This window comes from Reyranella sp. (genome assembly GCF_017305915.1).
Lineage (GTDB): Bacteria > Pseudomonadota > Alphaproteobacteria > Reyranellales > Reyranellaceae > Reyranella.
Genome location: NZ_JAFKJN010000019.1, coordinates 123,959 through 147,211, shown reverse-complemented (window position 1 = coordinate 147,211; position 23,253 = coordinate 123,959). Strand labels below are relative to the sequence as shown.

The following is a 23,253-nucleotide window of genomic DNA, read 5'->3' as shown; positions in this document are numbered from 1 at the left end:
TACGCTGCACTTATCTTTTGCCGATGGAGCAAACGCAGGCGGGTGGGCATATGCGGCGCGTGGACACCGCGCTCAGCCGGCTCGAGTCGATCATCGAGGAGCGTTTGCGCATCGAGCGGGCGCGCGGCGAGGAGTTGGCCGCGCGACTCGCGCGGCTGGAACAGCAGCACGAGGAGCTGAAGAAGGTCGCGACCGACGTCGAAGGACGGCTGGAGCGGGCAATGGAATATATCCGCTCGCTTCTCGCCGCAGATCAGCAGTAGTCTTCAAGTCCCCCTCGAACGCCGGAAAAATCTGGCGCAATAAGCAAAAGGAGTAGCGGCCATGCCGCAGGTGTCGATCAACATCGCCAGCCGAACCTATGAGCTCGCCTGTGGCGAAGGCGAGGAACCGCGGGTCCAGGAACTCGCCTGTTACGTCGATTCGAAGGTGAACGAGCTGCGCATGCAGCTTCCGCCCGGCACCGCCGAGGTCAAGCTGCTGTTGTTCGCGGCGTTGCTGCTGGCCGACGAGGGCCGCGAAGCGCGCGGCCTCGCCAAGCAGGCCGAGACGGCGCGCGCCTCGGCGGCCGACAGCGCCGATTCGCTCGCGACCGCCTTCGAGGAGCTGATCACCTCGCGCGTCGACAAGATGTCGAAGAAGGTCTCGGGCGCCGCCTGACGTTGTCAAGATCGACGTAAAGATCGCAAAGCAACCGAAAACACTTCGGCGGCCGTCATTGCGACGGCCTCCGGGGCCCCCTACATTGGCGGTGGGGCGGATTTCTGCGCGGTGCGTGGTTCGCTTAAAACCCCGGGGCCAATAAGAACTCCTGGGAGCTGTTCCTGGTCTTGACCGTGGTCTTGGCTACACGGCGCCCACCTGCTTTTGCAGGCCTTGGAGGTTCTACGATCCACGGCCCATCGTGGAGCCGCCCCACCTTCTTCCCCGGTGCCGATGAGCCTGCCCCGTTGAGCGTAGTCGACGAGAAACGCATCCTGCGCGGCACCATGCTGGCCTGGCGCGGCAGCCTCTCCGACGAGGAGCGCCGGGCGGCCGCCATGGGGCTGGTCGAGATGTGGCGGCTCGAGCGGCCGGTGCAGACGCCGGCCGCCATGTCGGGGGCCGTCGTCTCCGGCTTCTGGCCGATGGCCGAGGAGCTCGACATCCGTCCGCTGATGATCGAGTTGCACAACCAGGGCTGCCAACTCTGCCTGCCCGTCGTGGTGGCCAAGCAGCAGCCGCTGGTCTTCCGTGCCTGGCGGCCGGGCGATCCGCTGGAGCAGGGCGTGTTCGGCACCCTGCATCCGTTACCCCGGCGGGAGGTGCTGGAGCCCGATGCGCTGATCGTGCCGCTGCTGGCGGTCGACGAGGAGGGCTGGCGGCTGGGCTATGGCGGCGGCTTCTACGACCGCACGATCGACGGCCTGCGCGCCAGGAAGAACATCACCGCCGTGGGGGTAGGGTTCAACGCCCAGCTCATACCCGAAGTTCCGCACGGTCCGGGCGATCAAAGGCTCGATTGGTTGTTGACCGACAAGCGGGCTTGCGCCTTTGTCTGAGCCATGAAGGTCCTGTTTTGCGGCGACATCGTCGGGCGGTCCGGCCGCGAGGCCGTGACGAGGAACATCCCGCGATTGCGCGCCGAGCTCGGCCTCGACTTCGTCATCGTCAACGGCGAGAACGCAGCCGCGGGCTTCGGCATCACCGCCAAGATCTGCGCCGAGCTGCACAATGCCGGGGTCGACTGCATCACCACCGGCAATCACGTCTGGGACCAGCGCGAGATCATCGGCTACATCGCACAGGACAAGCGCCTGCTGCGGCCCATCAACTTCCCGCCGGGCACGCCGGGCTGGGGCGCCAACCAGTTCACGACGCCGCGCGGCCAGACCATCGTGGTGATGAACGTGATGTGCCGACTGTTCATGGAGCCGCTCGACGATCCGTTCCGCGCCGTCGACGCCGAGCTCGCCAAGTACGTGCTCGGCCGCTCGGCCACCTGCATCCTTGTCGACGTCCACGGCGAGGCGACCAGCGAGAAGCAGTCGATGGGCCATCACTGCGACGGCCGCGTCTCGGCGGTGCTGGGCACGCACAGCCACATCCCGACCGCCGACTGCTGGGTGCTGCCCGGCGGCACCGCCTATCAGACCGACGTCGGCATGTGCGGCGACTACGATTCGGTGATCGGCATGAAGAAGGAGGGCGCCGTCCAGCGCTTCATCAAGAAGGTGCCGGGCGAGCGGCTCACCCCGGCCGAGGGCGAGGGCACTTTGTGCGCGGCCCTGGTCGAGACCGACGACAAGACCGGGCTGGCCAAGGCCGTCCGGCCCATCCGGATTGGCGGGCGACTTCCGCCTGCCGGCTGATTTTCAGCATCTTGTAGCTCACAGGGACCGGCCGTACCTATTACGGGTGTACTGAAGACGGTCATTGACGACCTGGGGAAAAACCGGCATCGTCTTGATGTTAAACGGTTTTTCGCCGATCGGCGACTGTCTTCAGGTTAGAGGGGGCGTCGGAATCTAGGTTCCGACGTTTTTTAGCGGGGGCTTCGGCCCCCGCCTTTTTTTGTGCCGCACGCCTCGGCCACCGTTCTCTAACAGTCCCAAAACCTACGAGAAGTGGTATAGGCGCCCAAACACTTCACTCAATCTGGTTGTCAGGGCGATGGCTGGCCATTCCCAGTTCAAGAACATCATGCATCGCAAGGGCCGGCAGGACGCGGCCAAGGCGAAGGTCTTCACCAAGCTGATCCGCGAGATCACCACCGCGGCGCGCTTGGGCTCGCCCGATCCCGGCGCCAACCCGCGATTGCGCGCGGCGATGATCGCGGCGCGCGAAGCCAACATGACGCGCGATACGATCGATCGCGCGATCAAGCGCGGCGCCGGCGGCGAGGCCGATGCGAACTACGACGAGGTCCGCTACGAGGGTTACGGCCCGGGCGGCGTCGCGGTGATCGTCGAGGCGCTGACCAACAACCGCAATCGCACCGCCGGCGAGGTGCGCTCGATCTTTACAAAGCATGGCGGCAATCTTGGCGAGACCAACTCGGTCTCCTTCATGTTCGATCGCATGGGCGAGTTCCGCTATCCGCTCAAGGCCGGCTCGGCCGACGCCGTCCTGGAGAAGGCGATCGACGCCGGCGCCGAGGACGTGGTGAGCGGCGAGGGCGAAGAGGGCGCGCACGAGATCTACAGCGCCCAGGACAGCTTCAACTCGGTGCGCGAGGCGCTGGAGAAGTCGTTGGGCCAGCCCGCCTCGGCCAAGCTGATGTGGCGGCCCAAGACCACCACCGCCGTGGAGGGCGAGACCGCCCAGACGCTGATCGACATGATCGCCGCGCTCGACGACAACGACGACGTCCAGAACGTCTACGCCAATTTCGAATTGTCGGACGACGCTCTGGCGAAGTTCGCGGCCTGACCGTGCGGTTGATCGGCCTCGATCCCGGTCTGCGGCTGACCGGCTGGGGCGTGATCGACGTCGACGGCAACCGTCTGCGCCACGTCGCGCACGGGGTGATCAAGGTGTCGATCGAGGGCTCGCTGGCAGCGCGCCTGCACGAGCTGTTCGACGGCATCGCCGCGGTGGTCGCTGAGCAGCAGCCGCTGGAAGCCGCGGTCGAGGAGACTTTCGTCAACGTCAATCCCGGTTCGACCCTGAAGCTCGGCCAGGCGCGCGGCGTGGTGATGCTGGCGCCGGCGCGCGCCGGCCTGCCGGTGTTCGAGTACGCCGCCAACCTGGTGAAGAAGTCGGTGGTGGGATCGGGCCATGCCGACAAGCGCCAGATCGCCATGATGGTCGGCCGCCTGCTGCCGGGCGTCGAGGCGGCGGCCGATGCCGCCGACGCGCTTGCCGTTGCGATCTGCCATGCCCACCACCGCGCCACCGCCAAGCGGGTGGAGGCGGCGCTTTGATCGCCAAGCTCAAAGGGGTGGTCGAATCGGTCGATGACGGCGGTGCCGTTATCGACGTGAACGGCGTCGGCTATCTGGTGTCGGCCTCGTCACGGACCCTGCGCGATCTGGTGGTCGGCCAGCCGGCGACGGTGCTGGTCGAGACCATCGTCCGCGAGGATGCGATCGCGCTGTATGGCTTCCTCGAGACCGCTGAGCGCGACTGGTTCCGCATCCTGACGACGGTGCAGGGCGTCGGCGCCCGGGTGGCGCTGTCGATCCTCTCGACTTTGTCGCCCGACGAGATCGCCCGCGCGATCGCCGCCGGCGACAAGGCAAGCCTCAGCCGTCCCGCCGGCGTCGGGCCCAAGCTGGCCGCGCGCCTGGCGACCGAACTGAAGGACAAGGCTGCCGCCTTCGGCGTCGCGCCGGCGTCGGCACGGGCTGCTGCCGCCGCTCCCGTGAGCGGCGGCTCGATCAACGAGGATGCCGTCTCGGCGCTGGTCAATCTCGGCTATCGCCGGGTCGAGGCCTTCGGCGCCGTCGCGCGGGTGACGCAGCGGCTGGGTGACGGCGCCCAGCTCGATGCGGTGATCCGCGCCGGCCTGCAGGAGCTGGCGCGATGACGCCGTCGGATCGCCTGGTCGCCGGCAAGCGGGCGGAGGAGGACGCGGCCGAGCTGGCGCTGCGGCCGCAGACGCTCGACGACTTCATCGGCCAGAAGCAGGTTCGCGAGAACCTCAAGATCTTCATCGCCGCCGCCCGGTCGCGCGGCGAGGCGCTCGACCATGTGCTGTTCCACGGGCCGCCCGGTCTCGGCAAGACGACCCTGGCGCAGATCGTGGCGCGCGAGATGGGCGTGGGCTTCCGCGCGACCTCGGGGCCGGTGATCCAGAAGGCCGGCGACCTCGCCGCCCAGCTCACCAATCTACAGCCCAAGGACGTGCTGTTCATCGACGAGATCCATCGCCTGAACCCGGCGATCGAGGAGATCCTCTATCCGGCGATGGAGGACTTCCAGCTCGACCTGATGATCGGCGAGGGCCCGGCGGCGCGCTCGGTGCGCATCGAGCTGCCGCCCTTCACCCTGGTCGGTGCCACCACCCGCTCCGGCCTGATGACGCGGCCGTTGCGCGAGCGCTTCGGCATCCCGCTGCGCATGGTGTTCTACGAGCCGGCCGAGCTCGAGACGATCGTCCATCGCGCCGCCCGCGTGCTGAAGATGCAGATGGCGCCCGACGGCGGCGCCGAGATCGCCAAGCGCTCGCGCGGCACGCCGCGAGTCGCCAACCGGCTGCTGCGGCGCGTGCGCGACTTCACCGATGTGAGCGGCAACGCCGTCGTCGATGCCAAGGCGGCGGATGCGGCGTTGACCCGGCTGGAGGTCGACACGCGCGGCCTCGATGCCATGGACCGCAGCTACCTTGCCTGCATCGCCGAGAACTATGGCGGCGGCCCGGTCGGCGTGGAGACCCTGGCGGCAGCGCTCAGCGAGCAGCGCGACGTCATCGAGGACGTGATCGAGCCGTACCTGATGCAGCTCGGCCTCTTGATGCGCACGCCGCGCGGGCGGCTCCTGTCCGAGGGCGGCTACCGTCATCTCGGCAAGACGATCCCGAAGGAACAGAAACAGCAGCTCGATTTGCTGGCGGGCGGGCAGGACGAGGCGTGACGCCCGCTGCCGAGGGGCCAACCACGGGCCGCATCGAAGGCGGCCGCCACATCCTGCCGTTAAGGATCTATTACGAGGACACCGACGCCCAGGGCATCGTCTATTACGCCAACTGGCTGCGGTTTCTGGAGCGCGGCCGCACCGAGCTCTTGCGCATGATCGGCCTGGAGCACAGCGCGCTGCGGGCCGCGAGCGGCATCCATTGGGTCGTGCGCCGCTGCACCATCGACTATCTCAGGCCCGCGCGGCTGGACGAGACGATCGACATCGTCACCGGTTGTGGGGAAATGCGCGGCGCCTCGCTCGATATGATCCAGGAGGCGCGCCGCGGCGAGGAGCTGCTGGTTCGCGCCGAGCTGCTGGTCGCCTGCATAAGCGCGAGCGGCCGGCCGGCGCGGCTACCGTTGCAGGCGCGCAACGCCCTGAAAGAAGTTGCCATTGCGCGTGAGTCGCCCCGGTCACGCCATATTCGGATATAAGGCTCTAACCTTGGAGATATAAATAATGGACGCCTTCGCGCAGGTCGCCAATACCCCCCTTGGCGGCAATGCTCCCCCGATCGACATGTCGGTCTATGGCCTGTTCATGCAGGCCGACTGGGTCGTAAAAGCGGTGATGATCGCCTTGCTGCTGGCCTCGTTCTGGTCGTGGGCGATCATCTTCGAAAAAATGATCAGGCTGCGGGCCCTGAAGAAGAGTGCGCAGGTTTTCGAGGATACCTTCTGGTCCGGCGTGTCGCTGGAGGATCTTTATGACCGGGTCGGTGCGAAACCGGACGATCCGATGTCGAGCATCTTCTCTGCCGCCATGCGCGAATGGCGCCGCTCGGTCTCCAAGGGCCTCGCGGCGACCGCCACGGCACGCTCGGCCCTTCGCCAGCGCATCGAGCAGGTGATGAGCGTCACCATTCAGCGCGAGATGGAGGCGATCGAGAAACGGCTGGGCTTCCTCGCCACGGTTGGCGCCAACGCAACCTTCGTCGGCCTGTTCGGCACGGTGTGGGGCATCATGAATTCGTTCGGCCACATCGCGGTGTCGAAGAACACCTCGCTGGCGGTCGTGGCGCCCGGCATCTCCGAGGCGCTGTTCGCCACCGCGATCGGCCTGGTCGCGGCGATCCCGGCGGCCGGCGCCTACAACATCCTGTCGGGCCAGGTGGCGCGCTACGCGGTGCAGCTCGAGGCCTTCGCCGGTGAGTTCATCACCATCCTGTCGCGCCAGCTCGAGGAGCAGGGCTGATGGCCGGCATCATTCCGGCGGCCGGCGGGGGCGGCGGCGGCCGCTTCCGGCGCCGTCGCTTCACCCCGATCGCCGACATCAACGTCACGCCGCTGGTCGACGTCATGCTGGTGTTGCTGGTCATCTTCATGATCACCGCGCCGCTGCTTCAGGTCGGCGTGCCGGTCGACCTGCCCAAGACCAGCGCCCAGCAGGTCGGCGGCAAGGACGAGCCGTTGATCGTGTCGGTGAATTCCAAGGACGAGGTGTTCCTCGGCGAGACCAAGTACGAGCTGGCCGAGCTCAGCGCCAAGCTCAAGGCGGTCTACGGCGAGAAGCCCGACCAGCGCGTCTTCATCCGCGGCGACAAGGCGATCAACTACGGCCGCATGATGGAAGTCATGGGCGTGATCATCGATTCGGGCTTCCGCCAGCTCGGCCTGCTCGGCGAGCAGGCGGGCTCGGGCGCACCGGCGCCTGCGGGCGCCCCGGCCGGCGGCGGCAAGCCTGCGACTCCAGCACCGACGCCGCGACGGTAAGCGATGGCGCTTCGCCATGCCTCCAGCGTCGAGATGCGCACGCCGGCAATCCTGTCGGCCGGCGTGCATGTCTTTGCGCTGGTGGCGGCGATCGTGAACTTCAACTTCTTCCAGAAGCCGCCGATGGAGCCCGAGCCGATCATGCTCGACTTCGTGGCGATCGACCAGAAGGCGGCGGCGCCCAAGGCCGGCAACCCGCCGCCGCAGCCCAAGGACGCCAAGATCGCCGAGGAGACGACCAAGGCGCCGCCGCCCAAGACCATGGATCCGGTGCCGTCGCCCGAGCCGCCCAAGGTCGAGACGGCCGAGCTCAAGCCGAAAGCGCCCGCCGAGGTCGAGAAGCCCAAGCCCGAGCCGCCCAAGCCGACCGAGGACGTGATCGCGCTCAAGCCCAAGGAGCCCGATCCGCCCAAGGAAGAGAAGAAGATCGAGCCGCCCAAGCCCGAGCCGCCCAAGCCGCCCGAGGTGAAGAAGGTCGAGCCGCCCAAGCCGCCGCCCAAGCCGCCCGAGCCGCCGAAGAAGCCCAACGTCGATGCGCTGGTCGACAGCATCCTGAAGAACCAGGATTCCAAGTCCAAGATCCAGACGCCCGAGCAGCAGCCCAAGCCGCCGAAGGAGATCACGCGCCAGGCCCCGGCGGCGCCCAACCTCGCGGCCGTCGTGACGGCGAGCGAGATCGAGGGCGTGCGCTCGAAGATCCGGCCCTGCTGGAATCCCACGCCCGGCGCCCGTGAGCAGCCGATCGTGACCATGACGGTGCAGATGAACCAGGACGGCACGCCGGTGAAGGCGGACATCCAGGACACCGGCCGCTATCACAACGACCCGGTGTTCCGCTCGGCCGCCGACGCCGCGTACCGCGCGGTGATGAATCCGCGTTGCCAGCCCTGGCCCTTGCCGACCGACCGCTACAACGGCTGGCGGACCATCACCTTCAACTTCGATCCCCGCGAGTTCTGACGACCAATGAAGAGGTTCCACATGATGATCCCCCGACATCTGCGGACGGTGCTGTGCGCGGTCGCGCTCGCCACAATGATCGCGCCCGTCGCGCAGGCGCAGCTCACGATCGATATCAATCGACCCAACTTCGAGCCGGTCCCGATCGCCATCGTCGACTTCCAGGGCGATCCGATGGGCGGCCAGATCGCCGGTGTGATCCGCAACAACCTGCAGAATTCCGGGCTGTTCCGCTCGATCGCGCCGGGCTCGTTCATCGAGCCGAACCTCGGCGCCAATGCCCAGCCGCGCTTCCCCGACTGGCGCAACATCGGCGCCACCGGCCTGGTGGTCGGCTCGGCGACCAATGTCGGCGGCCAGATCAAGGTCGACTTCCGGCTGTGGGACGTGGTCGGCAGCAAGCAGTTGACCGGCTTGAGCTTCACCAGCCAACCGAGCAACTGGCGCAGGCTGGGCCACATCATCTCCGACGCCATCTACAAGGCGGTGACGGGTGAGGAGGGCTATTTCGATACCCGCGTCGCCTACGTCTCGGAGACCGGCCCGCTGAACAACCGCACCAAGCGGATCGCCATCATGGACCAGGACGGCGCGAACAACCGCTACATCACCGACGGCGCCACCATCGCGCTGACGCCGCGCTTCTCGCCGACGCTGCAGGAGATCGTCTACATGGCGTACGGCGACACCAAGGGCAGCCCGCCGCGGGTTTACCTGCAGAACGTCGATTCCAACCGCAAGGAGCTCCTGGGCAACTTCCCTGGCATGAGCTTTGCCCCGCGCTTCTCGCCCGATGGCTCGAAGGTGGCGATGAGCTTGTCACAGGATGGTCGCACCAACCTCTACGAGATGGACGTGCGCGGCCGCGGCCAGCGCCGGCTGACCAGTTCGCCGGCAATCGACACCTCGCCCTCGTATTCCAATGACGGAACGCAAATTGTTTTCAACTCCGACCGCGGCGGTAGCCAGCAGCTCTATGTCATGGGCGCCGGCGGCGGCGGCGAGCGGAGAATCAGCTTCGGGGAAGGCCGCTACGCGACGCCCGTCTGGTCGCCGCGTGGCGACTATATCGCCTTCACCAAGATCACCGGTGGCAGCTTCGGCATCGGTGTCATGAAGCCGGATGGCAGCGGCGAGCGCATGCTCGCCAGCGGCTTCCTGGTTGAGGGCCCGACCTGGGCCCCCAATGGTCGGGTCCTGATGTACTTCACGCAGCAGCCCAATTCGGGCGGGCGGGCAGGCTCGGTGGCCCTGCATTCGGTGGACATCACCGGTCGCTTCGACCGGGTGGTGCCGACACCGACAGACGCGTCGGATCCGGCGTGGTCACCCTTGATTCCTCAATAGTGCGGGATATTATCCCCGCGCGACGGCCCGAGCGTTATTTTCGCTCGGGTCGCTTGTTGTCTGGGCGTTCTGGATGGGATTTAGAGGAGCGTGGCACGCAAAGGGCCGCGTTGGAGAACTGAGATGCGAATGATCAAAGCCATTGCTGCTTTCGCGGCCCTCGCGATTGTGGCCGCCTGCAGCAGCGAGCAAGCGCCGCCGCCGGCCAACGCGCAGGTTACGCCCGGCTCGATCGCCGACTTCAAGCAGAACGTGGGCGACCGTGTCTATTTCGACACCGACATGTCGAGCATCCGCGAGGATGGCCGCGCCACGCTCGCCAAGCAGGCCGAGTGGCTGAAGAAGTACACCAATTATCCGATCCTCATCGAAGGCAAGTGCGACGAGCGCGGCACGCGCGAGTACAACCTCGCCCTCGGCGAGCGTCGCGCCAACGCCGTGCGCCAGTACCTGGTCGCCCAGGGCGTGCCGGCCGACCGCGTCAAGACCATCAGCTACGGCAAGGAGCGTCCCGAGGTCGTGGGCTCCGACGAGGGCGCCTGGGCGCGCAACCGCGTCGGTATCACCGCCCTTCAGTAAGGCCCTGCCTGAATGAACGGGAACGCCGGCCCTCGGGGGCCGGCGTTTTCGTTTGTCGGGTCCGTCTTCGTGCCTGAAAATGGCCCGTATCAATGAGACAATGGCTGCCATGAAGCGATTCTATTCCTGGGTCCATTCGGGGGCGCTCGCCGCTGCCCTGCTTGCGCTGCCGTCGGCCGCCTCCGCCCAGCGCGGCGATTCGGTCTACATCGAGGACCGGATGAACCAGCTGCAGCAGACCATCACCATGCTGACCGGCCAGCTCGAGCAGCTGCAGTACAAGAACCAGCAGCTGCAGCAGCAGCTCGAGAAGATGCAGACCGATCACGAGTTCCGGCTCGACCAGCTCGAGGGCAAGAAGGGCGGCGCGCCGCGGGCGCCCAGCGTCCCGCCGCCGCCGACCGGACCGAACACGGCCGCCGCGCCGCCCGCGTCAGGCGCGCAGGGCGAGCAGCTCTATCACGATGCCTTCAAGCTCCTGCAGGACGGCGACTACGCCGGCGCCGAGAAGTCGTTCAGGACCTTCGTGCAACGCAACCCGCAGCATCCGCTGGCCGGCAACGCGCAGTACTGGCTGGGCGAGACCTATTACGCGCGGCGCGACTACCAGAACGCGATGATCTCCTTCGCCGAGGGCTACAAGGTGTACAAGACGAGCCCCAAGGGTCCGGACAACCTGCTGAAGCTCGGCATCACGCTCGGCGTGCTGAACAAGAAGCAGGAGGCCTGCGCGGTGTTCGTGCGTTTCGCCCAGGACTATCCGCGCGCCACCGATCTGCAGAAGCGGCGGGCCGACCAGGAGCGGCACCGGGCCGGCTGTGGCTGACGCCGTCGAGGCTCCTGAGTTCGCAGCACTGCTGGCGCCTTTCGCGCCGTTCGAGGCGCAGCCCGCGCTCGCGGTCGCCGTCTCGGGCGGCCGCGATTCCCTGGCTCTCGCGCTGCTGGCGCACGAATGGGCGCTCGCGCGCAGGGGTCGCGTGCTGGCGCTGATCGTCGATCATGGGCTGCGGCGCGAATCGGCGGACGAGGCCCGTACCACGCGCGAGCGTCTCGCCGGTCGCGGCATCGAGTCCGAGATCCTGCTCTGGGCGGGCGACAAGCCGGCGACGCGCATCCAGCAGGCCGCGCGCGAGGCGCGCTACCGGCTGCTGTTCGCGGCCTGCCGGCGTCACGGCATCCTGCATCTGATGACGGCGCACCACGCCGACGACCAGGACGAGACCGTGGCGATGCGCGCCGCCCGCGAGAGCGGCCCCGACGGCCTTGCCGGCATGGCGGCCGTCGTCGAGCATCGCGATCTGCGCCTGCTGCGCCCGCTGCTCGGCGTGCCGCGCCGCCGCCTGACGGCGACCATAGAGGCGCGCGGCGTCGACTGGATCGACGACCCGTCGAACCAGGATCGCCGCTTCGAGCGCGTCCGCGTCCGCCAGGATGGGGCCGCCGCCGGCGCCGCGCGGGACGCCGGCCGAGCGGTGCGGGACCGCACGCTTGCTGAAACCGCACTGGGCGCCCTCGAGGTTGGTCCGGAGGGCGTGGCCCTGGATCACGTTGTCGTGTCGGTCATGCGCAAGGAAATTACCGAGCGGCTGCTGAGCCGGATCGTCCAGGCGGTGGGCGGGCTGGACTATCCGCCGCGCCGGGAGCGGCTAAGCCGCGCGGCGGCACGGCTTTCGCAAGGAGCCCGCCTGGGCAAGTCGGGAAAAGGCCAAGATTTCACACTATCCGGCTGCAAGCTGATGCTTCGACGCGACTCTGCCACCCGGCGGCTGAGGTGGATTGTCCGGCCCGAAAATGGCAGGACACGTGATAACAAACCGGGCCAGCCCCTCGTTCCGGCTGCATTTTTCGCTTGCGGCGCTTCAGCCGCGACCCATTTAGATTGAAACCTTTCCAAACGGACAGAAACTGTGAACCCGTTCAATCGTAACGCCGCTCTGTGGATCGTCATCGTCCTGCTGCTGGCGCTGCTCTACAGCGTCTTCCAGGGGGGCGCGACCCGGACGGCCGGCAACACGATCCCCTATTCGGAGTTCATCCGGTCGGTCGAGCAGCGGCAGGTCCAGGACGTCCGCATCTCCGGCAACAGCATCACCGGCACCTACCGCGAGCCGCGCAACGGCGTGCAGAAGTTCTCGACCTATGCACCGTCGACGCCGCCGGACGAGCAGCTGATGCCGATGCTGATCAAGAACGTCGACCGCGTCGATGCCGGGCCGGCGGAAGAGGGCGTCAACATCGGCTCGATCTTCGTGAGCTGGCTGCCGGTCCTGGTGCTGGTCGGCGTCTACATCTTCTTCCTCCGCCAGATGCAGAGCGGCACCGGCCGCGCCATGGGCTTCGGCAAGTCGCGGGCGCGCCTGCTGACCGAGAAGCACGGCCGCGTCACCTTCGAGGACGTCGCCGGCATCGACGAGGCCAAGGCCGAGCTCGAGGAGATCGTCGACTTCCTGAAGGACCCGCAGAAGTTCCAGCGGCTGGGCGGCAAGATCCCCAAGGGCTGCTTGCTGGTCGGCCCGCCGGGCACCGGCAAGACGCTGCTGGCGCGCGCGATCGCCGGCGAGGCGAACGTGCCGTTCTTCACCATCTCGGGCTCCGACTTCGTCGAGATGTTCGTCGGCGTCGGCGCCAGCCGCGTGCGCGACATGTTCGAGCAGGCCAAGAAGAACGCGCCCTGCATCGTGTTCATCGACGAGATCGACGCGGTCGGCCGCCATCGCGGCGCCGGCCTCGGCGGCGGCAACGACGAGCGCGAGCAGACGCTGAACCAGTTGCTGGTCGAGATGGACGGCTTCGAGTCCAACGAGGGCGTCATCCTGATCGCCGCCACCAACCGTCCCGACGTGCTCGATCCCGCGCTGCTGCGGCCGGGCCGCTTCGACCGCCAGGTCGTGGTGCCGAACCCCGACATCGGCGGCCGCGAGAAGATCCTCAAGGTCCACATGCGCAAGGTGCCGCTGGCGCCGGACGTCGACCCGCGCGTGCTGGCGCGCGGCACGCCGGGCTTCTCGGGCGCCGATCTCGCCAACCTGGTCAACGAGGCCGCGCTGCGCGCCGCGCGCGTCGGCAAGCGCCTCGTCACCATGGCCGACTTCGAGTACGCCAAGGACAAGGTGCTGATGGGCACCGAGCGCCGCTCGATGGCGATGACCGACGAGGAGAAGAAGCTCACGGCCTACCACGAGGCGGGCCATGCCCTGGTGGCGCTGCACGTCCCCAAGAGCGATCCGCTGCACAAGGTCACGATCATCCCGCGCGGCCGGGCGCTCGGCATCACCATGCAGCTCCCCGAGCGCGACCATCTCAGCCACACCAAGCTGTTCCTCGAATCGCGGCTCGCCATCCTGTTCGGCGGCCGCATCGCCGAGGAGATCATCTTCGGACCGGAAAACGTGACGACGGGTGCCGCGAGCGACATCGGCGTCGCGACCCAGATGGCGCGCGGCATGATCACGGCCTACGGCATGTCCGACAAGCTCGGCCGCGTGCGCTACCAGGCCAACGAGCAGGAAGTGTTCCTCGGCCATGCCGTCACCCAGACGCAGAACGTCTCCGAGGCGACCGCCCAGATCATCGACCAGGAGGTCCGCCGCCTGATCGAGGAGGCCGAGGGCAAGGCCAAGCACATCCTGACCGAGCACCTCGACGACCTGCACGCCATCGCCAAGGCGCTGCTCGAGTACGAGACGCTCTCCAACGACGAGATCGGCCAGGTGCTGCGCGGCGAGAAGATCGTGCGCGACGACACCGGCGGCGCCGGCTCGGGCCCCGATCGTCGCCGCCGCGCCTCGGTGCCGACCAGCAGCGGCGAGAACCCGGGCGCCTCGCCGGGCGCCAACCCCGAGCCGCAGCCGGGCGTTTGATCCACAGTTTCGGCGGCCTCGCTCTCGATCGCCCTCGGGTGATGGCGATCGTGAACGTGACGCCGGATTCCTTTTCCGACGGCGGCGAACGCCTCGACACGACGCAGGCCATCGACGATGGCCTGCGTTTCGTTTTGGAGGGCGCCGACATCGTCGATGTCGGCGGCGAGTCGACACGGCCGGGCTCCCAGGCCACGCCGGCCAGCGAGGAGCTGCGCCGCGTCCTGCCGGTCGTCGAGGCGCTGGCCAAGCGCGACGTCGTCGTCTCGGTCGACACCCGCCGCGCCGAGGTCGCGCGCGCCTGCCTCGAGGCCGGGGCGAAGATCGTCAACGACGTGTCGGCCCTGCGCGACGATGCCGACCTGCTGCCGCTGCTGGTGCGCCGCCGCGCGCCGGTGGTGCTGATGCATCGCCGCGGCAAGTCCGAGACCATGTACGAGGGGCCGGCCTATCGCGACGTGGTCGAGGACGTCCGCGACTTCCTGGTCGAGCGCGGCCAGGTGGCCGAGGCGGCCGGCATCGCCCACGACGACATCGCGATCGATCCCGGCATCGGCTTCGGCAAGACGCCGGCGGAGAACCTGGCGCTGATCGAGGGCGCCCAGCGGCTGGCGGCCTCCGGCTACCCGGTGCTGATCGGCTCCTCGCGCAAGGGCTTCATCGGCCGGCTGACCGGCATCAAGGAACCCGGCAAGCGCGATCCGGCCTCGGTCTGGCTGGCGGTCGAGGCGGCGCGGCTGGGCGCTTCCATCCTGCGGGTGCATGACGTGGCCGGCACCCGGCAGGCCCTCGCGGTCTGGGCGGCAATGCGATAAAACCCGCGGCGATGACACGCTCTCTGTTCGGCACCGACGGGGTGAGGGGCCGCGCGAACGCGAGCCCGATGACGGCCGAGATCGCCATGCGCATCGGCATGGCCGCGGGCCAGGTCTTCGTCCGCGGCGGCCATCGCCATCGCGCCGTGGTCGGCAAGGACACGCGGCTCTCGGGCTATATGATCGAGCAGGCGCTGACCGCGGGCTTCCTGTCGGTCGGCATGGACGTGCTGCTGTTGGGCCCGCTGCCGACGCCGGCGGTCGGCTTCCTGACGCGCTCGATGCGCGCCGACGTCGGCGTGATGATCTCCGCCTCGCACAATCCCTACGAGGACAACGGCATCAAGCTGTTCGGGCCGGACGGCTTCAAGCTCTCCGACGCGGTCGAGATGCAGATCGAGCGCCTGGTCGAGACCCATGCCGAGATCCCGCTGGCGGCCTCGGCCGCGATCGGCCGCGCCAAGCGCCTCGACGATGCCGAGGGCCGCTACATCGAGGCGGTCAAGGCCTCGGTCGCGCGCCGGCTCGACCTCAGCGGCCTCAAGATCGTCGTCGATTGCGCCAACGGCGCCGCCTACAAGGTCGCGCCGACCGTGCTGTGGGAGCTCGGTGCCGAGGTGATCCCGGTCGGCATCAAGCCGGACGGCTTCAATATCAACGGCAATTGCGGTTCGACCCATCCCGGCGTGCTGCAGGAGCAGGTCGTCATGCACAACGCCGACCTCGGCATCGCGCTCGATGGCGACGCCGACCGGGTGGTGCTGGTCTGCGAGAAGGGCGAGCTGATCGACGGCGACCAGCTCATGGCGACCATCGCCGACCTCTGGAAGAAGGACGGCCGGCTCGCCGGCAACGGCCTGGTGGCGACGGTGATGTCGAACCTCGGGCTCGAGCGCTATGTCGGCGCGCGCGGGCTGTCGCTGGTGCGCACCCAGGTCGGCGATCGCTACGTGCTCGAGCGCATGCGGGCCGACGGCTTCAATCTCGGCGGCGAGCAGTCCGGCCACATCATCATGATCGACCACGCCACCACCGGCGACGGGCTGATGGCGGCGCTGCAGGCGCTGGCGGTGCTGCGCCGGGCGAGCAAGCCCGCGAGCGAGACCTTCCGCGCCTTCGAGCCGGTGCCGCAGCTCCTGAAGAACGTTCGGGTCGGCGACGCCGACGCGGCGCTCACCGCGGCCTCGGTGGTCGCGGCGATAAAGGCGGCGGAGAAGGAGCTCGGCAAGCGCGGCCGCATCCTGGTGCGCAAGTCGGGCACCGAGCCGCTGATCCGCGTCATGGCCGAGGGCGACGATTCGGAGCTGGTGCGCCACGTCGTCGACCGCATCATCGAGGCGATCCCGCGGGCCGCGGCATGACCATGAAGGGCCGGGTGCTGATCGTCGCCGGCTCCGATTCCGGCGGCGGCGCCGGCATCCAGGCCGACATCAAGGCGGTGACCGCGATGGGCGGCTTCGCCGCGACCGCGATCACCGCTCTGACGGCGCAGAACACCCAGGGCGTTCACGGCGTGGTGCCGGTCGAGCCCGCCTTCATCGCCCAGCAGATCGAGGTCGTGCTGACCGACATCGGCGCCGATGCGCTCAAGACCGGCATGCTGCACAGCGCCGAGGTGATCGACGCCGTCGTCGCCGCGCTGAAGAAGCACGCGCCGGGCGCGCCGCTGGTGGTCGATCCGGTGATGGTGGCCAAGGGCGGCCATCGCCTGCTGCTCAACGAGGCCGAGACCGCGCTGCGCGACCGGCTGCTGCCGATGGCGGCGCTGCTGACGCCCAATCTGCCGGAGGCCGAGGTGCTGGCGGGCTTCCCGGTGCGGGTCGAGGCCGACATGAAGCGCGCCGCCGACAAGCTGCTGGCGCTGGGCGCCAAGGCGGTGCTGATGAAGGGCGGCCATCTCGAAGGCGACCGGGTCATCGACCTGCTCGTGCACGACGGCAAGGTCGAGCGCTTCGAGGAGGCGCGCATCCAGAGCCGCAGCACCCATGGCACCGGCTGTACGCTCGCGTCGGCGATCGCCGCCGGCCTGGCCCAGAAGATGAGCCTGCGCGATGCCGTTACCCGCGCCCGCGCCTATGTGCGCGAGGCCATCGCCAGCGCGCCCGGCTACGGCCGCGGCCACGGCCCGCTCAACCACGCGGTGACGGTCCGATGAGTGTCGAGGAGGACATCGCCGACGTGCTGCTTGCCAAGGCGGAGGCGATCGTGCATCGCGCCGCCGGCAGGCTCGACCCCCTGATCCATCCCGATTTCGTCTACGTCAACGCCGCCGGCCGGAGCTTCGACAAGGCGGGCTACATCGACGCCTACTGCACGTCGGGCAAGATCGTGTTCGCCGAGCAGCGGATCAGCGAGCTCTCGGTGCAGGCGTTTCCCGGCGTCGCGGTGGCGACCTTCGTCGCCCACGACCGCTTCGTGATCGACGGCGAGACGGTCGACACGACCTACCAGTCGATGTGCGTCTTCACCGGCGGCCAGGACGGCTGGCAATGGGTCGCCGGCCAGACCCGGACGGCGGGTTAGCTCCTTCCGGACCGCGGACCTCCAGGTCCGCGGTCCGGAAGAGTCAGGCACCGAAGCGTTCGAGGCGCTCGAGCACGGCCGGGATCCTGTCGTCGCTGACATTGGCGAAGGCGATGCGTACGAAGCGCTCCTGGCCGGCGCCGAACATGTCGCCGGGAATCGTCAGCAGGTTCTCCTCGTCGGCCAGCCGCTTGGACACCACGGCCGAGCGCTCGCCGGCGAACGGGTGCTCGACGTAGGCGAAGTAGGCGCCGATGCTGACCAGCCGCCAGCGGTTGGAGCGGGCGAGGCCGTTGCCCAGCAGGTCGGCGCGCGCCTTCAGGCCCTCGGTGTTCTTGCGCGCCCACGGCAGCAGCTTGCGCAGGCCGTACAGCGCCGCCTCCTGGCCGAGCCGCGGCGGGCAGATCGAGACGCAGTCCATCGCCTTCTCGATCTCGGCCATCAGCGGGGCGCCCGCGGTGACGCCGCCGACCCGGTAGCCGGTCAGCGCGAACACCTTGGAGAAGCTGTAGAGATGCACCAGCGTGCCGCGCCAGTCCGGCCGGTCGAACAGGTCGTGCGGCCGCGTGCCCTCGGGCAGGAAGTCCTTGTAGGTCTCGTCAAGCAGCAGGGCGATACCGTGCGTCTGCGTCAGCTCGAAGAAGGCATGGATGGTCGCCGCCGGATACACGGCGCCGGTCGGATTGTTCGGCGAGATCAGGACGATGGCGCGCGTCCGGGGCGTGATCAGCTTCTCCGCGTCGCGCGCGTCGGGGACCGCGCCGGAGCCCGGCCGGAAGTCCAGTGACACCGGCGTCACGCCCTGCATGCGCAGCCACATGTCGTGATTGAAGTAGTGCGGCCGCGGCAAAATCACCTCGTCGCCCGCCTTGGCGATGCTCATCAGGGCGAGGCAGAAGGCCTGGTTGCAGCCCGAGGTGATGCCGACCTCGTCCGGCCGGATCGCCGCTCCGTAGAAGCCGGAGAGGTGCGCGGCGTACGCCTCGCGCAGGGCCGGCAGGCCGAGGATCGGCGTGTAGCCGTGCATCGCCGGGTCGAGCAGCCGCTCGCCGAGATGCTGGCGCAGCTCCATCGCCGGCGGATAACCGGGCACCGCCTGGCTGAGGTCGATCAGCGGCCGGTCGGCGGGAAAGGTTCGTCCGAGCACCCAGCGTTTGGTCTCACCGATCGGTGAGGGCTCGACGGCAGCCAGCCAGGGATTGGCGACGGGGACATCACGCATCGGTACACGGGCTCGATTTCACAGCAATTTTCGGGATGGTCGGCCGCACCATCCTGTCAGCCGCCTCGACTGTCAACGAACGATGCCCATCAATCGAAAATGCATTGCTTGCCCCGAACCTTATGCATAGCATCCATTACAAGGCCTAATCGAAGGGCCAAAAAGTTCGCGGCTAACGCGAGCGGGTGTGTCAGTCGGTCAACCGGCCGGCGAATGTGGAGGAAATACGCATGGTTTCGAGGAAAGTTTCGCGTCGGCGTTTCATGGCCAATACGGCTGCCCTGTCGGCGGTCGGCGTCGCAGCCCCGTTCGTGCGCGGCGCCTATGCCGCAGGCAAGCTCTCTGTCGGCTTCTGGGATCACTGGGTGCCGAACGCCAACGGCGCGACCGAGAAGCTGATCAAGGAGTGGGGCGAGAAGGAAAAAGTCGACGTCCAGATCGACTTCATCACCTCCCAGGGCAACAAGCTGCTGCTCACCACCGCCGCCGAGGGGCAGGCCAAGTCGGGCCACGACATCCTGGCGCAGAACACCTTCCTGCCGGCGCGCAATGCCGAGCTCCTGGTCCCGATGAACGACGTGATGGACCAGCTCATCAAGGACAACGGCAAGGTCAACGCCACGGTCGAGTATCTCGGCAAGGTCGGCGGCAAGTGGCTGGGCGTGCCCGCCACGGTCGGCAGCCAGATCAAGGGCCCGTGCTCGCGCATCGACCTCCTGAAGAAGCACGCCGGGATCGACATCCAGGCGATGTATCCGGCCGGCGAAGCGCCCAAGGCCGACAACTGGACCTTCGACACCTTCCTCAAGGCGGCGGAAGCCTGTCACAAGGGCGGCAATCCGTTCGGCATCGGCCTCGGCACGACGTCGGACAACGTCGACACGATCGGCGCGGTGTTCCACGCCTTCGGCGCCGTCATGGTCAACGAGAAGGGCGACATCGTCATCAAGAACGACCAGGTCCGCCAGGCGCTCGACTTCTACAAGAAGCTGATGGCCTTCCTGCCGCCCGACGTGGCGGCATGGGACGACGCCTCGAACAACAAGTTCCTGGTCTCCGGCCAGGCGTCGATGATCATGAACCCGCCGTCGGCCTGGGCGGTCGCCAAGCGCGACGCACCGCAGGTCGCCGAGCAGTGCTGGACGCACGGCTTCCCGGCCGGTCCGAAGGGCCGCTACGCGCCGTTCCTGCCGTTCTTCTGGTGCACCTGGAACTTCAGCAAGAACCAGTCGGCGGCCAAGAGCCTGCTGCTCTATCTCTCGCAGTCCTCGTCGGCCGAGAAGATGGTGGCGGCGTCGGGCGGCTACGACCTGCCGTCGTTCGAGAAGCTCACCACCTTCAAGACCTGGGCCGAGGAAGGCCCGCCGAAGGGCACGCTCTACCACTACCCGAATCCGCACAACCACCAGATCCTCTCGGTCGCGGCGGCGCCGGCGCCGCACAAGATCGCGGAGCAGATCTACAACCAGGGTATCCAGACCCAGATGGCGGTTCGCTACTTCAAGGGCGAGCCGCTCGAGAAGACCCTGGACTGGGCCTCGGGCGAAATCGAAGGGTTCATGCGTAACTAGTCACCAAGAGAACATAGGACGCCGGCCGGTAAAGCCGGCGTCCTTCTCTTATCAAGCTCTTATCAAGCATAAGCATACGCCCCGAACGCACGGAGCAACTTATGGCCGACATTGTCGCCTCCAGCGCCGCCGCCAGAGCAAGCGGGCGCACCAGCCTGCACAAGGTGATGCAGCGCAAATCGACCATCGCCTTCCTGATGGCGCTGCCGTTGATCCTGATGATCTTCATCCTGGTGGCCTATCCCGCCGGTTACGCGATCTGGCTGTCGATGCTGAACAAGTCGATGACCAAGTTCGTCGGCTTCGGCAACTTCGACTTCCTGTTCAAGCGCGCGACCTTCTGGGAGATCGTGCTGCAGAGCTGCATCTTCGCGATCACCGCGGTGATCTTCAAAGCGATCATCGGCTTCGTGGTGGCGCACTTCGTCAACAACATCCCGACCAAAGGCCAGCGCAAGTGGCGCGGCATGCTGCTGGTGCCGTGGGTCATCCCGGCCGCCATGAGCACGCTCAGCTGGCTGTGGCTGTTCGACCCGAGCTACTCGGCGTTCAACTGGATCTTCGTGCATCTCGGCCTGCCCAAGATCTCGTGGCTGGGCGAAGCCGGCTGGGCGCGCTTCTCGGTGATCCTGGTCAACGTCTGGATCGGTGCGCCGTTCTTCCTGATCATGTACCTGGCGGCGCTGAAGTCGGTGCCCGAGCAGCTCTACGAGGCGGCGTCGATCGACGGCGCCACCTGGTGGCAGCGCATCTGGTTCGTGACCCTGCCGATGATGCGCAACATCATCGCCATCACCATCCTGTTCTCGACCATCGTCACCTTCGCTAACTTCGACATCGTCCGCGTGCTGACCGCCGGCGGGCCGCTGACCGCGACCCACGTCTTCGCCACCTGGGCGTTCAAGGTCGGCATCGAGAGCGGCGACATCCCGCTCGGCGCGACCGTGTCGCTGTTCATGGTGCCGATCCTGGCCGTCGCCGCGACCTTCATCCTGCGCGACATCTCCAAGCGGGGGAGCGAAGTCTGATGGCCAACGCCGCAGTCGCAACTGCCGGGGCGGTGCGCCCCCTCCGCTACGGCAGCATCAGCCGGGACAGGAAGTGGGCGCTTCGCTGGTCCTACTTCTTCCTGACGCTGTTCGCGATCTTCTTCCTGATGCCGCCGTTCTACATGCTGATCACCTCCCTGAAGCCCAAGGAGGAGATCGCGGCCATCACCAACCCGTGGTGGGTCTATGCGCCGACGCTCGACAACTTCATCGAGCTGCTGACGCAGAACGCCTACATGACGTTCTTCCGCAACTCGGCGATCGTCTCGGTCTGCGTCGTCATCGTCACCATGCTGATCAGCGTGATCGCCGCCTTCTCGCTGGCCCGCATGAAGTTCTGGGGCTCGGCGACGCTGGCGACCGGCGTGTTCCTGACCTACCTGATCCCGGACACGCTGCTGTTCATCCCGCTGTTCAAGATGATGTCGTGGGTGCGCGACACCACCGGCATCGAGCTGGTGAACCACTGGTGGACGATGATCATCCTCTACCCGACGCTCACCGTGCCGTTCTGCACCTGGATCATGATCGGCTACTTCGCGTCGATCCCCAAGGAGCTCGACGAGGCGGCGCTGATCGACGGCGCGACCTGGATGCAGACCCTGACCAGGATCTTCATCCCGGTGGCGCTGCCCGGCATCATCGCGGCGACGATCTTCTGCTTCACCGTGTCGTGGGCGCAGTTCCTCTATCCGCTCGCCTTCACGACATCGACCACCGAGCTCGTCCTGCCGGTCGGCATCGTCACGACGCTGATCAAGGGCGACGTCTTCAACTGGGGCCAGATCATGGCCGGCGCGCTGCTGGGAGCAGCGCCGCCGCTCATCATCTACGCCTTCCTCATGGACTACTACATCGCGGGTCTCACCGCGGGTGCCACCAAGGGCTAAGGAACAGGGACAATGGCTCAAGTTTCGCTGCGTAAGGTCATCAAGAAGTACGACGAGGTCCTCGCCGTTCGCGGCGTCGATCTCGACATCGCCGACAAGGAGTTCATCGTGCTGGTCGGGCCCTCGGGCTGTGGCAAGAGCACGACGCTCCGCATGATCGCCGGCCTCGAGGAGATCTCGGGCGGCGACATCGCGATCGGCGGCGATGTCGTCAACGACGTGCCGCCCAAGGACCGCGACATCGCGATGGTGTTCCAGAACTACGCGCTCTACCCGCACATGAACGTCTACGAGAACATGTCGTTCGGCCTGAAGCTCAAGAAGACGCCCAAGCAGGAGATCGACCAGCGGGTCAGGGCGGCGGCCGGCATCCTCGACATCACCGAGCTGCTGGACCGCAAGCCCAAGCAGCTCTCGGGCGGCCAGCGTCAGCGCGTCGCCATGGGCCGCGCCATCGTGCGCGATCCCAAGGTGTTCCTGTTCGACGAGCCCTTGTCCAACCTCGACGCCAAGTTGCGCGTGCAGATGCGCACCGAGATCAAGAAGGTGCACCAGAAGGTGCGCACCACGACGGTGTACGTGACCCACGACCAGGTCGAGGCGATGACGCTCGCCGACCGCGTGGTGGTGATGAATGCCGGCTTGATCGAGCAGGTCGGCACGCCCAACGACCTCTACCATTCGCCGGCCACCAAGTTCGTGGCGGGCTTCATCGGCTCGCCGGCGATGAACTTCATCCCCTGCCAGCTCGAGCAGGCGGCGGGCGCGCTCCGGGTGCGGCTCTCCGACAAGCTCTCGTTCCCGGTGCCGGACGGGCGCACCGCGCGCTATACGTCCAATGTCGGCAAGCCCAACCTGATTCTCGGCCTGCGGCCGGAGCACATCGCCGAGACGCGGCCGCACATCGAGCCCAACCAGCACGATTTCGACCAGGTCATCGAGGTGGTCGAGCCGATGGGCATGGAGACGCTGGTCTACTTCACCCTCGCCGGCGCCGAGGTCTGCGGCCGGGTCAATCCCAACGCCGGCGCGACCGCAGAGCGGTCGATGAAGCTCAGGGCCGATCTCAGCAACATGCACCTGATCGACGACACGACCGGCAAGGTGCTGTAGGAATCAAACCC

26 protein-coding genes and 1 other RNA gene are annotated in these 23,253 nt (G+C 67.4%); 26 read left to right on the top strand and 1 reads right to left on the bottom strand.

Annotation, left to right across the window (positions count from 1 at the left end; all coding sequences use genetic code 11):
- The first annotated feature begins 23 nt into the window (after positions 1–23).
- The 22 genes from J0J01_RS19815 to J0J01_RS19710 all read left to right on the top strand — a co-directional run bounded on the left by J0J01_RS19815 (position 24) and on the right by J0J01_RS19710 (position 17,397).
- Positions 24–263 (top strand): hypothetical protein, encoded by a 240-nt coding sequence (locus J0J01_RS19815; protein WP_296383724.1) that lies wholly within the window; start codon positions 24–26, stop codon positions 261–263.
- Between the two features lie 61 nt (positions 264–324).
- Positions 325–660 carry a cell division protein ZapA gene (locus tag J0J01_RS19810; protein ID WP_296383723.1) on the top strand — a complete coding sequence of 112 codons (336 nt, stop codon included), beginning with the start codon at positions 325–327 and terminating at the stop codon, positions 658–660.
- A 98-nt stretch (positions 661–758) separates the two neighbouring features.
- Positions 759–915, top strand: a non-coding RNA gene (gene ssrS, locus J0J01_RS19805) — 6S RNA.
- A gap of 35 nt (positions 916–950) precedes the next feature.
- Positions 951–1,541 carry a 5-formyltetrahydrofolate cyclo-ligase gene (locus J0J01_RS19800; RefSeq protein ID WP_296383720.1) on the top strand — a complete coding sequence of 197 codons (591 nt, stop codon included), beginning with the start codon at positions 951–953 and terminating at the stop codon, positions 1,539–1,541.
- A gap of 3 nt (positions 1,542–1,544) precedes the next feature.
- Entirely contained in the window at positions 1,545–2,351 is an 807-nt protein-coding gene (locus J0J01_RS19795; protein WP_296383718.1) for a TIGR00282 family metallophosphoesterase, read from the top strand.
- A 301-nt stretch (positions 2,352–2,652) separates the two neighbouring features.
- Positions 2,653–3,411, top strand: a complete 759-nt coding sequence (locus tag J0J01_RS19790) for a YebC/PmpR family DNA-binding transcriptional regulator (RefSeq protein WP_296383716.1) — start codon at positions 2,653–2,655, stop codon at positions 3,409–3,411.
- Positions 3,408–3,905, top strand: coding sequence for a crossover junction endodeoxyribonuclease RuvC (gene ruvC / locus J0J01_RS19785; RefSeq protein WP_296383793.1), 498 nt, complete (start codon positions 3,408–3,410; stop codon positions 3,903–3,905). Before J0J01_RS19790 ends, ruvC begins: the two co-directional genes overlap by 4 nt.
- Positions 3,902–4,510, top strand: a complete 609-nt coding sequence (gene ruvA, locus J0J01_RS19780) for a Holliday junction branch migration protein RuvA (RefSeq protein WP_296383714.1) — start codon at positions 3,902–3,904, stop codon at positions 4,508–4,510. The genes ruvC and ruvA overlap by 4 nt, the downstream gene beginning before the upstream one ends.
- A complete protein-coding gene (gene ruvB / locus J0J01_RS19775; RefSeq protein WP_296383712.1) occupies positions 4,507–5,556 on the top strand; it encodes a Holliday junction branch migration DNA helicase RuvB in 1,050 nt (349 codons plus the stop codon). The genes ruvA and ruvB overlap by 4 nt, the downstream gene beginning before the upstream one ends.
- Positions 5,553–6,035: a tol-pal system-associated acyl-CoA thioesterase gene (ybgC, locus tag J0J01_RS19770; RefSeq protein WP_296383710.1), complete on the top strand. Its 483-nt coding sequence runs from the start codon at positions 5,553–5,555 to the stop codon at positions 6,033–6,035. Before ruvB ends, ybgC begins: the two co-directional genes overlap by 4 nt.
- A 25-nt stretch (positions 6,036–6,060) precedes the next feature.
- Positions 6,061–6,795, top strand: a complete 735-nt coding sequence (gene tolQ, locus J0J01_RS19765; RefSeq protein WP_296383708.1) for a protein TolQ — start codon at positions 6,061–6,063, stop codon at positions 6,793–6,795.
- Positions 6,795–7,313, top strand: a complete 519-nt coding sequence (gene tolR / locus J0J01_RS19760) for a protein TolR (RefSeq protein WP_296383706.1) — start codon at positions 6,795–6,797, stop codon at positions 7,311–7,313. Before tolQ ends, tolR begins: the two co-directional genes overlap by 1 nt.
- Positions 7,314–7,316: 3 nt before the next feature.
- Complete coding sequence (locus tag J0J01_RS19755; RefSeq protein ID WP_296383704.1) at positions 7,317–8,273, top strand: cell envelope integrity protein TolA; 957 nt, start codon at positions 7,317–7,319, stop codon at positions 8,271–8,273.
- Positions 8,274–8,294: 21 nt separating this feature from the next.
- Positions 8,295–9,620, top strand: a complete 1,326-nt coding sequence (gene tolB / locus J0J01_RS19750) for a Tol-Pal system beta propeller repeat protein TolB (RefSeq protein ID WP_296383703.1) — start codon at positions 8,295–8,297, stop codon at positions 9,618–9,620.
- 129 nt (positions 9,621–9,749) lie between these two features.
- Positions 9,750–10,199 (top strand): peptidoglycan-associated lipoprotein Pal, encoded by a 450-nt coding sequence (gene pal, locus J0J01_RS19745; protein WP_296383701.1) that lies wholly within the window; start codon positions 9,750–9,752, stop codon positions 10,197–10,199.
- A gap of 109 nt (positions 10,200–10,308) precedes the next feature.
- Positions 10,309–11,025, top strand: a complete 717-nt coding sequence (gene ybgF / locus J0J01_RS19740) for a tol-pal system protein YbgF (RefSeq protein ID WP_296383699.1) — start codon at positions 10,309–10,311, stop codon at positions 11,023–11,025.
- Complete coding sequence (gene tilS / locus J0J01_RS19735) at positions 11,018–12,082, top strand: tRNA lysidine(34) synthetase TilS (RefSeq protein ID WP_296383697.1); 1,065 nt, start codon at positions 11,018–11,020, stop codon at positions 12,080–12,082. The genes ybgF and tilS overlap by 8 nt, the downstream gene beginning before the upstream one ends.
- A gap of 24 nt (positions 12,083–12,106) precedes the next feature.
- Positions 12,107–14,059 (top strand): ATP-dependent zinc metalloprotease FtsH, encoded by a 1,953-nt coding sequence (gene ftsH, locus J0J01_RS19730; protein ID WP_296383695.1) that lies wholly within the window; start codon positions 12,107–12,109, stop codon positions 14,057–14,059.
- A 41-nt stretch (positions 14,060–14,100) separates the two neighbouring features.
- Entirely contained in the window at positions 14,101–14,874 is a 774-nt protein-coding gene (gene folP, locus J0J01_RS19725) for a dihydropteroate synthase (protein WP_296383693.1), read from the top strand.
- A gap of 11 nt (positions 14,875–14,885) precedes the next feature.
- Positions 14,886–16,235 (top strand): phosphoglucosamine mutase, encoded by a 1,350-nt coding sequence (glmM, locus tag J0J01_RS19720; RefSeq protein WP_296383691.1) that lies wholly within the window; start codon positions 14,886–14,888, stop codon positions 16,233–16,235.
- The gene (gene thiD, locus J0J01_RS19715; protein ID WP_296383689.1) at positions 16,232–17,029 is read left to right on the top strand and encodes a bifunctional hydroxymethylpyrimidine kinase/phosphomethylpyrimidine kinase; all 798 of its coding nucleotides are present in this window, start codon (positions 16,232–16,234) and stop codon (positions 17,027–17,029) included. Before glmM ends, thiD begins: the two co-directional genes overlap by 4 nt.
- Positions 17,026–17,397: a nuclear transport factor 2 family protein gene (locus J0J01_RS19710; RefSeq protein ID WP_296383687.1), complete on the top strand. Its 372-nt coding sequence runs from the start codon at positions 17,026–17,028 to the stop codon at positions 17,395–17,397. Before thiD ends, J0J01_RS19710 begins: the two co-directional genes overlap by 4 nt.
- 43 nt (positions 17,398–17,440) lie before the next feature.
- On the opposite strand, the gene J0J01_RS19705 is transcribed toward J0J01_RS19710, so the two are convergent.
- Complete coding sequence (locus J0J01_RS19705) at positions 17,441–18,619, bottom strand: aminotransferase (protein ID WP_296383685.1); 1,179 nt, start codon at positions 18,617–18,619, stop codon at positions 17,441–17,443.
- 230 nt (positions 18,620–18,849) lie between these two features.
- Here J0J01_RS19705 and J0J01_RS19700 point away from each other — a divergent pair, with 230 nt between their 5' ends.
- The 4 genes from J0J01_RS19700 to ugpC all read left to right on the top strand — a co-directional run bounded on the left by J0J01_RS19700 (position 18,850) and on the right by ugpC (position 23,242).
- A complete protein-coding gene (locus tag J0J01_RS19700) occupies positions 18,850–20,190 on the top strand; it encodes an extracellular solute-binding protein (RefSeq protein ID WP_296383683.1) in 1,341 nt (446 codons plus the stop codon).
- Positions 20,191–20,291: 101 nt separating this feature from the next.
- On the top strand, positions 20,292–21,218 hold the full coding sequence (locus J0J01_RS19695) for a sugar ABC transporter permease (protein ID WP_296383681.1): 927 nt from the start codon (positions 20,292–20,294) through the stop codon (positions 21,216–21,218).
- Positions 21,218–22,129: a carbohydrate ABC transporter permease gene (locus J0J01_RS19690; RefSeq protein ID WP_296383679.1), complete on the top strand. Its 912-nt coding sequence runs from the start codon at positions 21,218–21,220 to the stop codon at positions 22,127–22,129. The genes J0J01_RS19695 and J0J01_RS19690 overlap by 1 nt, the downstream gene beginning before the upstream one ends.
- 12 nt (positions 22,130–22,141) lie before the next feature.
- Positions 22,142–23,242 carry a sn-glycerol-3-phosphate ABC transporter ATP-binding protein UgpC gene (ugpC, locus tag J0J01_RS19685; protein WP_296383677.1) on the top strand — a complete coding sequence of 367 codons (1,101 nt, stop codon included), beginning with the start codon at positions 22,142–22,144 and terminating at the stop codon, positions 23,240–23,242.
- The last annotated feature ends 11 nt before the right edge of the window (positions 23,243–23,253 follow it).

Coding starts and splice junctions, on each gene's coding strand:
- tolQ (WP_296383708.1), top strand. CDS start 6,061: ATGGACGCCTTCGCGCAGGTCGCCAATACCCCCCTTGGCGGCAATGCT.
- ybgF (WP_296383699.1), top strand. CDS start 10,309: ATGAAGCGATTCTATTCCTGGGTCCATTCGGGGGCGCTCGCCGCTGCC.
- J0J01_RS19790 (WP_296383716.1), top strand. CDS start 2,653: ATGGCTGGCCATTCCCAGTTCAAGAACATCATGCATCGCAAGGGCCGG.
- ugpC (WP_296383677.1), top strand. CDS start 22,142: ATGGCTCAAGTTTCGCTGCGTAAGGTCATCAAGAAGTACGACGAGGTC.
- tolB (WP_296383703.1), top strand. CDS start 8,295: ATGATGATCCCCCGACATCTGCGGACGGTGCTGTGCGCGGTCGCGCTC.
- J0J01_RS19755 (WP_296383704.1), top strand. CDS start 7,317: ATGGCGCTTCGCCATGCCTCCAGCGTCGAGATGCGCACGCCGGCAATC.
- glmM (WP_296383691.1), top strand. CDS start 14,886: ATGACACGCTCTCTGTTCGGCACCGACGGGGTGAGGGGCCGCGCGAAC.
- pal (WP_296383701.1), top strand. CDS start 9,750: ATGATCAAAGCCATTGCTGCTTTCGCGGCCCTCGCGATTGTGGCCGCC.
- J0J01_RS19695 (WP_296383681.1), top strand. CDS start 20,292: ATGGCCGACATTGTCGCCTCCAGCGCCGCCGCCAGAGCAAGCGGGCGC.
- tolR (WP_296383706.1), top strand. CDS start 6,795: ATGGCCGGCATCATTCCGGCGGCCGGCGGGGGCGGCGGCGGCCGCTTC.
- folP (WP_296383693.1), top strand. CDS start 14,101: ATGGCGATCGTGAACGTGACGCCGGATTCCTTTTCCGACGGCGGCGAA.
- J0J01_RS19710 (WP_296383687.1), top strand. CDS start 17,026: ATGAGTGTCGAGGAGGACATCGCCGACGTGCTGCTTGCCAAGGCGGAG.
- ruvB (WP_296383712.1), top strand. CDS start 4,507: ATGACGCCGTCGGATCGCCTGGTCGCCGGCAAGCGGGCGGAGGAGGAC.
- J0J01_RS19815 (WP_296383724.1), top strand. CDS start 24: ATGGAGCAAACGCAGGCGGGTGGGCATATGCGGCGCGTGGACACCGCG.
- J0J01_RS19705 (WP_296383685.1), bottom strand. CDS start 18,619: ATGCGTGATGTCCCCGTCGCCAATCCCTGGCTGGCTGCCGTCGAGCCC.
- J0J01_RS19795 (WP_296383718.1), top strand. CDS start 1,545: ATGAAGGTCCTGTTTTGCGGCGACATCGTCGGGCGGTCCGGCCGCGAG.
- J0J01_RS19810 (WP_296383723.1), top strand. CDS start 325: ATGCCGCAGGTGTCGATCAACATCGCCAGCCGAACCTATGAGCTCGCC.
- J0J01_RS19690 (WP_296383679.1), top strand. CDS start 21,218: ATGGCCAACGCCGCAGTCGCAACTGCCGGGGCGGTGCGCCCCCTCCGC.
- thiD (WP_296383689.1), top strand. CDS start 16,232: ATGACCATGAAGGGCCGGGTGCTGATCGTCGCCGGCTCCGATTCCGGC.
- J0J01_RS19700 (WP_296383683.1), top strand. CDS start 18,850: ATGGTTTCGAGGAAAGTTTCGCGTCGGCGTTTCATGGCCAATACGGCT.